The sequence below is a fragment of the Actinoalloteichus hymeniacidonis genome (assembly GCF_014203365.1).
Taxonomy (GTDB): domain Bacteria; phylum Actinomycetota; class Actinomycetes; order Mycobacteriales; family Pseudonocardiaceae; genus Actinoalloteichus_A; species Actinoalloteichus_A hymeniacidonis.
Window position 1 is genome coordinate 722526 of record NZ_JACHIS010000001.1, and the last position, 12432, is coordinate 734957.

The 12432-nt window shown below is 69.5% G+C and carries 6 protein-coding genes and 1 pseudogene; all 7 read left to right on the forward strand.

The window, feature by feature from the left end; genetic code table 11:
* Positions 1–29 precede the first annotated feature (29 nt).
* Positions 30–5048: a ThuA domain-containing protein gene (locus BKA25_RS03355; protein WP_236750386.1), complete on the forward strand. Its 5019-nt coding sequence runs from the start codon at positions 30–32 to the stop codon at positions 5046–5048.
* A gap of 162 nt (positions 5049–5210) precedes the next feature.
* Complete coding sequence (locus tag BKA25_RS03360) at positions 5211–6425, forward strand: inositol-3-phosphate synthase (RefSeq protein WP_069854076.1); 1215 nt, start codon at positions 5211–5213, stop codon at positions 6423–6425.
* Positions 6422–7294: an SCO3242 family prenyltransferase gene (locus BKA25_RS03365; protein WP_069852216.1), complete on the forward strand. Its 873-nt coding sequence runs from the start codon at positions 6422–6424 to the stop codon at positions 7292–7294. Before BKA25_RS03360 ends, BKA25_RS03365 begins: the two co-directional genes overlap by 4 nt.
* Positions 7291–8936, forward strand: a pseudogene (locus BKA25_RS27505) (EboA domain-containing protein). Before BKA25_RS03365 ends, BKA25_RS27505 begins: the two are co-directional and overlap by 4 nt.
* Positions 8936–9841 (forward strand): TatD family hydrolase, encoded by a 906-nt coding sequence (locus BKA25_RS03380; RefSeq protein WP_069852212.1) that lies wholly within the window; start codon positions 8936–8938, stop codon positions 9839–9841. Before BKA25_RS27505 ends, BKA25_RS03380 begins: the two are co-directional and overlap by 1 nt.
* Complete coding sequence (eboE, locus tag BKA25_RS03385) at positions 9838–11016, forward strand: metabolite traffic protein EboE (protein ID WP_069852211.1); 1179 nt, start codon at positions 9838–9840, stop codon at positions 11014–11016. Before BKA25_RS03380 ends, eboE begins: the two co-directional genes overlap by 4 nt.
* Positions 11013–12410, forward strand: coding sequence for an alkaline phosphatase family protein (locus BKA25_RS03390; RefSeq protein ID WP_069852209.1), 1398 nt, complete (start codon positions 11013–11015; stop codon positions 12408–12410). The genes eboE and BKA25_RS03390 overlap by 4 nt, the downstream gene beginning before the upstream one ends.
* The last annotated feature ends 22 nt before the right edge of the window (positions 12411–12432 follow it).

Genomic DNA, 12432 nt, shown 5'->3' on the forward strand with positions numbered 1-12432 from the left:
GCAGACTGGAAAGCAACTCCGATAAGGATGTGTTAAGCCAGAGACCGCGCGCGCTCGCCGGGCGACGCGGCAGGCTGGCGAAGCAGGCGGGCGTGGTGACGCTTTCCCTGCTGACTGCATTAAGCATCAGCGGGACCGCGGCGGCATTGCCCACCTCCGGATTGGGCTCACGCCCGAACACCACGGGCACTCAGGACCGGCTCGACCCGATCGGACAGGCCCCCGAGGTCGCCCACCCGGGACATCCCGGACACGAGGACGACCCGCCGGACCACGGATCGCCGCAGGAATTCGACGCGCTGGTCTTCTCCAAGACCGCCGGATTCCGGCACGACTCGATCCCCGCAGGCATCGAGGCCATCGAAGCCCTGGGTGCCGAGCACGGATTCAACGTCACCGCCACCGAGGACGCCGAGGACTTCAACGACGACACCCTCGCGCAGTACGAGGTGGTCATCTGGCTCTCGACCACCGGTGACGTGCTGAACGACGAACAGCAGGGCGCCTTCGAGCGCTACATCCAGGGCGGTGGCGGCTACGCGGGCGTGCACGCGGCCTCCGACACCGAATACGACTGGCCCTGGTACGGCGACCTGGTGGGTGGCTACTTCGACTCCCACCCGCACATCCAGGAAGCAACCGTCCACGTCGAGGACCACGACCACCCGTCGAGTGCCCACCTTCCGGAGGAATGGGTCCGCACCGACGAGTGGTACAACTACCAGGAGAACCCCCGCGAGGACGTCCACGTCCTGGCCTCACTCGACGAGTCGACCTATGACCCGGGCGCGGGTGCGATGGGCGACCACCCCATCGCCTGGTGTCAGGACTTCGACGGCGGCCGATCCTGGTACACCGGCGGTGGCCACACCGTCGAGTCCTTCGAGGAGCCGGAGTTCGTCCAGCACCTCCTGGGCGGCATCCAGACCGCTGCGGGCGTGGTCGGCGCGAACTGCGGCGGCGGCGAAGAGGAGCCGGGTAACCCCGACGCTCCCGCCGACGAGGACTTCGACCAGATCACCCTGGCCAAGGGCGACGGCGTGACCGGCGAGCCGATCGGCATCGCCGTGCTGCCGGACCGTCGGGTGCTGCACACCTCCCGCTACGGCGAGGTCTTCGTCACCACGCCGGACGCCACCACCACGTTGGCGGGTCGGATTCCGGTCTACAACCACGATGAAGACGGTCTTCAGGGCGTCGCGATCGACCCGAATTTCGAAGAGAACCAGTGGGTCTACCTTTACTACGCCCCGGTGCTGGACACCCCGGCGGGCGATGCGCCGCTGACCGGCACGCCGGAGGAGTTCGCCGAGTTCGAGGGCCACAACCAGCTCTCCCGCTTCAAGCTCCTCGACGACGGCATGCTGGACATCGATAGCGAACAGCAGATCCTGCAGGTCCCGGCGGACCGGGGAATCTGCTGCCACGCGGGTGGTGAGATCGACTTCGACAGCCAGGGCAACCTGCTGCTGTCCACCGGTGACGACTCGAACCCCTTCGAGTCCTCCGGCTACACGCCGATCGACGAGCGCGAGGACCGCAACCCGGCGTTCGACGCGCAGCGCACCTCGTCCAACACCAACGACCTGCGCGGCAAGGTCCTGCGGATCAACGTCTCCGAGGACGGCTCGTACACCATCCCGGAGGGCAACCTCTTCGAGGAGGGCACCGAGCTCACCAAGCCGGAGATCTACGCGATGGGTCTGCGTAACCCGTTCCGGTTCGCCGTCGACCCGGTGACCGACTGGATCTACCTGGGCGAGTACGGACCGGATGCCGGTTCGGCCGACCCCAACCGTGGCCCCGGCGGCACGGTCGAGTTCAACCTGATCAAGGAGCCGTCGAACCTCGGCTGGCCCTACTGCATCGGTGACAACGAACCGTTCATCGACTACGACTTCGCCACCAGCACCTCCGGCGAGGCCTTCGACTGCGCGGCGCCGAAGAACGAGAGCCCGAACAACACCGGTCTGACCGACCTGCCGCCCGCGGAAGCCGCCTGGATTCCCTACGACGGCGGTTCGGTGCCCGAGTTCGGCACCGGCGGCGAGTCCCCGATGGGCGGACCGGTCTACCGGTACGACTCGGAGCTCGACGTCGACACCAAGTTCCCGGAGTTCTTCGACGGCAAGAACTTCGCCTACGAGTGGGACCGGGGCTGGATCAAGACCATCGAGGTCGGTGAAGAGGGCGAGCCCGGTGCCATCGAGCCGTTCTTCGACTCCATGGAACTGACCAGGCCGATGAACATCGAGTTCGGCCCGGACGGTTCGCTCTACGTCCTGGACTACGGCAGCGGCTACTTCGGCGGTGCCGAGGACTCGGCCGTCTACCGGATCGACTACACCCAGGGTGGCCAGACGCCGAGGGCGACCGTGTCGGCCGACGTCACCAACGGCCCCGCGCCGTTGACGGTGCAGTTCGACCCGACCGGCACCGAGGACCCGGACGACCAAGAGCTCACCTACGAGTGGGACTTCGACGGTGACGGCACGGTGGACTCCACCGAGGCCGGTCCGGTCAGCCACACCTACGAGGAGGCAGGCGAGTACCAGGCCCGTCTCGCGGTGACCGACACCGACGGACTGACCGGTGCGGCGACGGTGACCATCACGGCGGGCAACACCGCGCCCACCGTGGACCTGGAGTTCCCGGTCGACGGCGGCGTCTTCGAGTTCGGCGACCAGGTTCCCTTCAAGGTGAACGTGACCGACCCGGAAGACGGCGAGATCGACTGCTCCAAGGTCGTCGTCGAGTACGTCCTCGGCCACGACAACCACGGCCACCCGTTGAGCCGGGAGACCGGCTGTGAAGGCACCATCACCACGGTCGCCGACGACGGCCACGGCGCCGACGCCAACATCTTCGGTGTCATCGACGCCAACTACGTCGACAACGGTGCCGAGGGTGCCCCGCCGCTGGAGGGTGCCGACCAGCACGTGCTGCAGACCAAGGCCAAGCAGGCCGAGTTCTTCAGCAACAGCGAGGGCGTCACGGTCATCGAGGAGCACGACGGTGCGCATGGCGGTCGCCAGGTCGGCAACATCCACAACGGCGACTGGATCTCGGTCGACCCGCTGAACCTGCACGGGGTCGACGGCATCGGCTACCGGGTCGCCTCCGGCGGCACGGGCGGCACCATCGAGGTCCGCAACGGAGCCCCGGACGGCGAACTGCTGCAGACCGTCGAGGTCGCCAACACCGGTGACTGGAACACCCACGTCGACATCGAGCCCACCCCGGTCACCGATCCCGGTGGTACCAACGAGGTGTTCTTCGTCTTCGTCGGCGACGGCGAGGAAGCGCTGTTCGACCTGGACGTCATCAACTTCGACGGTCCCGGCGTCACCGAGCCCGGTGGCAACGAGCCCGGGCCCGACCCGGGTTGTGAGTCCGGTGCCCCCGAGGAGGGCTACCGCAGCCTCTTCGACGGCACCCAGGACAGCCTCGACGCCTGGAACCAGGCCGGTCCCGGCGAGTTCGTTCTCCAGGACGACTGCACCATCCTGTCCACCGGCGGTATGGGCCTGCTCTGGCACGGCGAGGAGCTGGGTTCCTACAGCCTGAAGGCCGACTGGAAGATGGAGGGCGACGACAACTCCGGCATCTTCGTCGGCTTCCCCGACCCGGGCGACGACCCGTGGGTGGCCGTGGACCAGGGCTACGAGATCCAGATCGACGCAACCGACGAGGACGACCGCACCACCGGTGCGATCTACACCTTCCAGGGCGCCGATCTCGAGGCCCGCGACGCCGCGCTGAACCCGCCCGGCGAGTGGAACTCCTACGAGCTCGTGGTCGAAGGTCAGACCATCAAGGTCTACCTGAACGACGTGCTGATCAACGACTTCGTCAGCACCGATGAGAACCGCGACCTCACCAGCGGATACGTCGGAATTCAGAACCACGGTGATGAGGACGACGTCTACTTCCGCAACATCTCGGTCAAGGACATCGTCGACGAGACCGCGCCGGTCACCACCGCGACCACCGATCCGGCCGAGGCCGACGGTGCCGACGGTTGGTACACCTCCTCCGCGGTGTCGGTGAGCCTGGAGGCCACCGACGAGGGCAGCGGCGTGGCAGGCACCGAGTACCGCATCGGCGACGGCGAGTGGACCGAGTACACGGAGGCCTTCCAGGTCTCCGGGGACGGCACCCACACGGTGGAGTACCGCTCCACCGACGCCGCTGGCAACGTCGAGGAGACGCAGTCCACCGAACTGCGGATCGACGCGACCGAGCCGCTCACCGAGGCGGTCCTGGCCGCGCCGAACGACAACGGCTGGCACAACGGCGACGTCGCCGTCGAGTTGACCTCGACCGACGAGACCTCCGGTGTCGGCAGCGTGGAGTGGAGCCTGGACGGCGGCGAGTGGACCGCCTACGAGGCTCCGGTGGAGATCAGCGGCGACGGTGAGCACACGCTGCTCTACCGCTCGACCGACGCAGCGGGCAACGTCGAGGCGGAGAAGGCGGCCACCGTGCTGCTGGACGCGACCGCACCGACGCTGTTCCTGGCCGGTGTCGCCGATGGTCGGGTCTACGGCAGCGCCACGGACCTGTTCCTCTCCTGGGAGGCAGGCGACTCGACCTCGGGCCTGGAGTCCGTGGTCGGAACGCTCAACGGCGAAACGGTGAAGTCGGGTTCGCTCATCCCGCTCTACCAGCTCCCCTTCGGGACCCACGAGGTCGCGGTGAGCGCGGTGGACCGGGCGGGCAACTCCACCGACCAGACGGTGACCTTCGCGACGACCACCTCGTTGCGTGACGTCGGTCAGCTCGTCGACCGGTTCCGGGCCACCAACCGGTTGTCGCTCTACGCACACCGCGACCTGGTCGAGCAGCTCACCGTTGCTCGACTGGCCGAGGCCGTCGGCGACGACCTCGGAGCCATCGACGGACTGCGTGCCTTCGCCGAACTGGCAGGCGACGCGGAGCTGGTGTCCGATGCGGACGTCCGCAACGTGCTGGTTCGCGACGCCGAGGCCGTGATCGCGTCGATCGAAGGCGTCGAGGTGCTGGCCACGGCCGTCAACGCCGAATGATCCACACCGGTTCGCCGTGGGTCACCGCCGACTGTGAACCGGAGCACAGATAGCTGTCGGGTTGGGCACGTTCCGAGGTCCCCTCTTCGGGACGTGCCCGCTCGGCGGCCTGATGCCAGGCCCGAACCGGGGCGCGCGAGGGGAGGAAAGGTGGCACACGACATGAATACTTCCGAGGGTGTCGGACGAACCGGTATCTGGCTGATCGGAGCCCGAGGATCGGTATCCGCCACGGTGATCAGCGGACTGCTGGCGCTGCGCGCAGGCCTGGTCGAATCGACCGGACTCGTCACCGAACGCGCACCCTTCGACGCCGCCCCGCTGCCCACCTGGGATGAACTGGTGATCGGCGGTCACGACATCGTCGACACCGCGCTGGAGAAGCGAGTCGAGCAGCTCAGCGAGGCGGGTCTGGTGCCTGCCAGCGTGCTGCGCAGCATCACCGAGGGCCTGCGCGAGGTCGAGACCGACATCCGCTGCGGCTACCACCCCACCCTGCACACCGGCTCGCAGGCCGAGGCCGCCGAGACGCTCATCGGTGACCTCGTCGACTTCCGAGGGCGACACGACCTGCGCCGCGTCGTCGTGATCAACCTGGCCTCGACCGAGCCGCCCGTACCGCTGGTCGACGCGCACCAAGACCTCTCCGCACTGGAACAGGCGCTGGCCGACCCGACGCGCGCGGTGTTGCCCGCCAGCTCGCTGGCCGCCTACGCCGCCCTGCGCGCGGGCTGCCCGTTCGTCGACTTCACCCCGTCCACCGGCATCACGCTGCCCGCACTGCGCGAACTGGCCGCTCTCAAGGGGCTGCCCTACGCCGGAAGCGACGGCAAGACCGGCGAGACCCTGCTACGCACCGTCCTCGCCCCCATGTTCACCGCCAGGGCCCTGAAGGTCCGGTCCTGGGCGGGCACCAACCTGCTCGGCGGCGGCGACGGCGCCACCCTCGCCGACCCCGAGTTCGCCGCCAGCAAACTGGAATCCAAGGCACGCGGACTCGCCGCGCTGCTCGGCGACGACGTCACCGCGCCGCTGCACATCGACAACGTCCCACACATGGGCGACGTCAAGACCGCCTGGGACCACGTCGCCTTCGACGGCTTCCTCGGCGCCAAGATGACCCTGCAACTCACCTGGACCGGCTACGACTCCTCGCTGGCCGCCCCGCTGGTGCTGGACCTGGCGCGACTCACCGCCGCCGCGCACGCCACCGGCCGGTCGGGCCCGCTGGGCGAACTGGCGTTCTTCTTCAAGAGCCCGCTGGGCAACGAGGAACACCGCTTCGCCGAGCAGGCCAGGGAACTGGCCGACTGGATCCAGACGCTGCGCACCGACCTGGGCGGCACGGCGGACACCGACGCAGTGGTGTCGGAATGACCGCGTCGGAACGCGCCAAGACCCTCATCGAGCTGGTGCGGGCGCCCGCCGGACTGTCCGTGCTCGGCGACAGCATCGCGGGCGCCGCCGCCTCCGGAACCCCTCTGCAGGGACGGCGGCTGCTGCTGCCGTTGGCCTCGGTCGCGTTGTACTGGTCGGGAATGGCCCTCAACGACTGGGCCGACCGCGAGCTGGACGCCGTCGAACGCCCGGAGCGCCCCATCCCCTCCGGCCGGATCTCCCCGAACGGCGCACTCGCCGTCGCAGGGGGACTGGCAGGCGTCGGGATCGGTCTGTCCGCATTGGCCGGTGGCCGCGACAGCGCGCGCATCGCCGTCGCCCTGTCCGCCGCGATCGCCTCCTACGACACCCTGCTCAAGCCCACGGCCGCAGGCCCGGTGGGCATGGCGGTGTGCCGAGGGCTGGACGTGCTGCTCGGCGCCGCGCCCGGCAAACTCCGGCAGGCGCTGCCTGCAGCAAGTGCGGTGGCCTGCCACACGGTCGGCATCACCGCGCTGTCCCGAGGCGAGGTGCACGGCGGTTCGACCGCCACCGCACAGGCCGCGCTGGCCGCGAGCAGCGTCGCCGCGTCGGCGACGGTGCTCGGACCGGCGCGCTCGCCCTTGCATCGACTGCTGGGTGCCGCTGCGGGAGTCGGCTACGGCAGGCTCGTCGGTCGGGCCCAGCTGGCCGCGGCCAAGGCGCCCTCCGCCGAGAAGGTCCGGGCCGCGACCGTGGCGGGAATCCACGGCACAGTCCCGCTGCAAGCCGGGATCGCCGCCCGACGCGGCGCGGTCAAGGCCGCAGCACTGTTGGTCGGCGTGCTGCCGGCCGCGCGCGCCTTGGCGCGTCGGGTGAGCCCGACATGAGCGCGCCAACCGACGCCACCACCGCCGAGTTCGCGCTCGGCTACGGCACCAACGGCTTCGCCAATCACCGGCTGGACGAGGCGCTGGCCGTGATCGCCGATCTCGGCTACACCGGCGTCGCACTCACCCTCGACCACGCCCACCTCGACCCCTTCGCCACCGACGTCCGGGCGCAGACCGACCGGGTGGCCGCGCGGCTGGCCGAACTCGGCCTGCGGGTGGTCGTCGAGACCGGCGCCCGATACCTGCTCGACCCGTGGCGCAAACACCACCCGACGCTGGTCTGCGACACGCAGCAACCCAGGATCGATTTCCTGGTCAGGGCCTTGCAAATCGCCGCCGACCTCGACGCGGACTGCGTCTCCTGGTGGTCGGGCGTCGACCACGACGACAGCGGACCCGAGGTGACCTGGGCTCGACTGCGTTCGGGACTGGAACCGGTGCTTGCCGAGGCCGACCGCCTCGGGGTGCCACTGGGGCTGGAACCCGAGCCCGGACACGTCATCGAACGGCTCGACCAGGCATTGGAACTACGTGCCCAGCTCGGCGAACCGGAGTTGCTACGGCTGACCCTGGACGTCGGCCACTGTGTCGCCGTCGAACCGGTCGACGCGGCCGAGTGCATCCGTCGGGCGGGCGGGTTGCTGGTCAACGTGCAGCTCGACGACATGCTCCCCGGCGTGCACGAACACCTGGAGTTCGGCGAGGGCGACCTCGACCTGCCCGCAACACTGGCCGCGCTGCACGGGATCGGGTATCGCGGGCTGGCTGCCGTCGAGCTGCCCCGGCACAGCCACGCGGCGCCCACCGTGGCGCGTCGCTCGCTGGCGGCCCTGCGGGCGGCGCTGCCCGCCGACCGACAGCAGGCGACCACGGCGTCGGCGGACAACGCGGTCCGCCAGACTGTGCACCCTCGAAACTCGGGAGGCAGCAGGTGAACGAGCCGAAGACACCCAGCCCGAGGCAGTGGGAGGACGAGGCCGCCCAGCGGATCTCGGACGACCCCACCGCCATTCGAACCCTGTTCCCGGCCGTCGGCCGCAAGGTCGGTCGGGCACCGTTGGACCCGGACAACGACCCGCAGGGCCTAATACTGGGCACCGAGGACGACCGGGTACGGGTCATGCTGCTCGGGGTGTTCGCCTCGGTCTGCCTGCCTGCGCGGATCGCCGCCGAGATCGCCGATCTCTACCGCTACGGCGACGACGCGGAGCGACGCGGCGTGCTGCGCGGCCTGGACGTCGTCACCGCGACGCAGGAACCGGGCGCGGAGGCGGAGCGACTCGTCGACGCAGCCCTGACCCTGGTGCGGGACGCGTTGCGCGCCAACGACGTCCGCCTGGTCGCCGCCGCGATGGGCCCGTTCGCCGCGCACAACCTCGAAGCACACGGCTGGCGTCACGGCGTGCTGAAGTGCCTGTTCACCGGGGTTCCCCTGGCTGCGGTGGTCGATCTGGACGAACGGGTCGACGACGAGTTGCTGCGCATGATCGAGGACTACGCGACCGAGCGTCGGGCCGCGGGCCGCGAGGTTCCCCCCGACGCGCTGGCGCTGTTGGACCGACATGCGGGCGAGGGCTCGCAGCAGTCGGCGCAGGCCACATCAGAACAAGCGGCGCAGGACCAGGGGAGGCAGCACTGATGCGCATCTTCGACCCGCACATCCACATGACCTCGCGCACCACCGACGACTACGAGGCGATGTACGCCGTCGGAGTCCGCGCACTGGTCGAACCCGCATTCTGGTTGGGCCAGCCCAGGACCAGCGTCGCCTCGTTCACCGACTACTTCGACGCACTGATCGGCTGGGAGCGGTTCCGCGCCGCGCAGTTCGGCATCCGGCACCACTGCACCATCGCGCTCAACCCGAAGGAGGCCAACGATCCCCGGTGCGTCGAGGTGCTCGACGTGTTGCCGAGGTACCTGGCCAAGGACGGCGTGGTCGCGGTCGGCGAGGTCGGCTACGACTCGATGACCCCCGAGGAGGACCGGGTATTCGCCCGCCAGCTGGAGCTGGCCAAGGAACACGAACTCCCGGTGATGGTGCACACCCCGCACCGGGACAAGCTGATGGGCACCAAGCGGACCCTGGACGTCGTCGCCGAGTCCGGCGTGCCGAGCGAACACGTGCTGGTGGACCACCTGAACGAGGTCACCATCCGCCAGGTCGCCGATGCAGGCTGCTGGATGGGCTTCTCGATCTACCCGGACACCAAGATGGACGAACGGCGCATGGTGGCGCTGCTTCAGGAGTACGGCACCGAGCGCGTGCTGGTGAACTCGGCGGCCGACTGGGGCCGCTCAGACCCGCTCAAGACGTACAAGACCGGCTTGGCGATGTTGGAAGCGGGCTTCACACAGGGGCAGGTCGACACCGTCCTGTGGGACAACCCGGTGGAGTTCTACGGCCAGAGCGGTCGCCTGGAACTGGCCGAACTCCCCGGCTTCGGCACCGAGGCCAATCCCGCCGCGGGCACCTTCGAGGGCAACTCGGTGCTGCGCGGCGCTCGACCCGACCCGGCGGCCGAGCCGGGAGCCGCCGGATGACGATCTCCTACTGCACCAACGTGCACCCGGCGGAGGACCTGCCCGGCATCCTGGCCCAACTCGATCGATTCGCCGAGCCGGTGCGCCGCACCATGCAGGCCGATCGGCTCGGCGTCGGCCTATGGTTGGCCGCCGACGTCGCGGCCGGACTCGCCGAGGACGCGAGCGCCCGTGCCAAACTCGCCGCCGAGCTGCGCGCCAGGCAGCTGGAGGTGCACACCCTCAACGCCTTCCCGTATGGCGGTTTCCATCAGGAGGTCGTCAAACACGCCGTCTACCGGCCACGGTGGACGGAGCGATCCCGGCTCGACTACACGCTGGACTGCGCAACGGTGCTGGCCGACCTGCTGCCGGAACAGGCCGACCACGGCAGCATCTCCACGCTGCCGCTGGGCTGGCGCGAACCGTGGAGCGTCGCGGACGAGATGTTGGCACAGGCCGCCTTCGAGCAGCTCACGGCGCGGCTGCGCGAACTCCATCACTCGCTCGGCAAGCCGATCAGGCTCGCCGTCGAACCGGAACCGGGCTGTGTGCTGGACACGGTGGCCGACGCCGTCTCCTGGTTGTCCGGCCGCGTCGACCCGGCCTACATCGGACTCTGCCTGGACACCTGCCACCTCGCGGTGTCCTTCGCCGATCCCGCCGAGACCGTCGCGTCGATCAACGCCGCCGGACTGGAGGTGGTGAAGGTGCAGGCCTCCGCCGCCGTGCAGGTCGACCGCCCACAGAGCCGATCCGCCGAGACCGCGCTGGCCCACTTCGACGAGTCGCGCTACCTGCACCAGGTACGGGAACTGACCGCCGACGGCGAGGTCCTCGCGGCCGACGACCTGCCGCAGGCGGCGACCGAACTGCCCGGCGAGGGTCCGTGGCGGGTGCATTTCCACGTTCCGCTGCACGCCCAACCCGCCGCTCCGCTGCGCTCGACGACCTGGGTGCTGCGGGATGCGGTCACGGCGTTGCGGACCAAGCAGCAATTCCGCCCGCACATCGAGGTCGAGACCTACACCTGGAATGTGCTGCCCAGAGCCGCCGACTGGCAGGACGCGACCGAACGGGCGGAGCCCACGGCGGCCACCCCGCGTTCGGACGCCGAACTCGTGGCGGGCATCGCGGCCGAGCTGAACTGGGCGACGCACAACCTGATGGCCGATGTGGAGGAGGTTCGAGGATGAAACCGCTGGTACTGCTCGACGTGGTCGGGATGACTCCGAGACTGCTCGAACACATGCCCAACCTGAGCGCCCTCGGTGCCCAGGGTTGGCAGGCCGAGCTCGGCACCGTGCTGCCCGCCGTCACCTGTAGCGCCCAGTCGACCTTCCTCACCGGCCTGATGCCCAACCAGCACGGCATCGTCGGCAACGGCTGGTACTTCCGGGACCTCGGCGAGGTCCACCTGTGGCGGCAGCACAACCGCCTGGTGCAGGGCGAGAAGGTGTGGGAGACCGCGCGCGCGGCGCACCCGGGCTACCGGGCCGCGAACATCTGCTGGTGGTACGCGATGGGCGCCTCCACCGACATGCTGGTCACGCCCCGGCCGATCTACCACGCCGATGGCCGGAAATCGCCGGACTGCTACACGCGGCCGGTGGCACTGCACGACGAGCTGACCACCGAACTCGGGTCCTTCCCCCTGTTCCAGTATTGGGGCCCGACGGCCTCGATCGCCTCCAGCCGCTGGATCGCGCAGGCCGCAACGCGCGTGTTGGAACGGCATCGCCCCGAGATGCTGCTGGTCTACCTGCCGCACCTGGACTACGACCTCCAGCGCTACGGACCGGACGCCCCGCAGGCCGTGGCCGCCGCGCGGGCGGTGGACGCCGAGCTGGCGCCGCTGCTCGCGGAGGCCCGCAGGCAGCAGGCCTCCGTGGTGGCGTTGAGCGAATACGGCATCACCGAGGCGAATCAGCCGGTGGACATCAACCGGGCGCTGCGCCGCGAGGGTCTGCTGGAGGTCTACCGGCAGGCTGGCATGGAGTACCTCGACCCGTGGGCGTCCCGGGCGTTCGCCGTCGCCGACCACCAGGTGGCGCACGTCTACGTCGACGACCCCGCCGATCTGCCGAGGGTCCGCGACATCGTCGCAGGCCTGCCCGGTGTCGACGAGGTGCTCGACCGCGAACAGCAGGCCAGGTACGGCATCGACCACGAGCGGGCCGGGGAACTGGTCGCGGTGGCCGAACCCCGCGCCTGGTTCACCTACTACTACTGGCTCGACGACGCGGACGCCCCGGACTTCGCCAAGGGCGTGGAGATCCACCGCAAGCCGGGATACGACCCGGCCGAGCTCTTCCTCGACCCCAAGGATCCGCTGGTCAAGGCCAAGGCGGCGAGCAACCTGGTGCGTAAGAAGGTCGGGTTGCGTTATGCGATGAACGTCGTCCCCCTCGATCCGGCACCGGTTCGCGGCTCGCACGGCAGGCTGCCGGACTCCCCGGCCGACGGCCCGGTCCTGCTGTGTTCGGACTCGTTCGTCCCGGCGGGCGTCGAGAAGAACGGCAAGCTGGCCGCGACCGAGGTTCGCGACCTGTTGCTGCAGTTGCAAGGACTCGAACCGAAGGCGGGCTGACCATTCGTCGACCGTCGGAAGA

Excerpts from the sequence above, each read along its gene's own strand:
- BKA25_RS03360 (WP_069854076.1), top strand. The coding sequence starts at position 5,211 with ATGAATACTTCCGAGGGTGTCGGACGAACCGGTATCTGGCTGATCGGA.
- BKA25_RS03365 (WP_069852216.1), top strand. The coding sequence starts at position 6,422 with ATGACCGCGTCGGAACGCGCCAAGACCCTCATCGAGCTGGTGCGGGCG.
- BKA25_RS03380 (WP_069852212.1), top strand. The coding sequence starts at position 8,936 with ATGCGCATCTTCGACCCGCACATCCACATGACCTCGCGCACCACCGAC.
- eboE (WP_069852211.1), top strand. The coding sequence starts at position 9,838 with ATGACGATCTCCTACTGCACCAACGTGCACCCGGCGGAGGACCTGCCC.
- BKA25_RS03390 (WP_069852209.1), top strand. The coding sequence starts at position 11,013 with ATGAAACCGCTGGTACTGCTCGACGTGGTCGGGATGACTCCGAGACTG.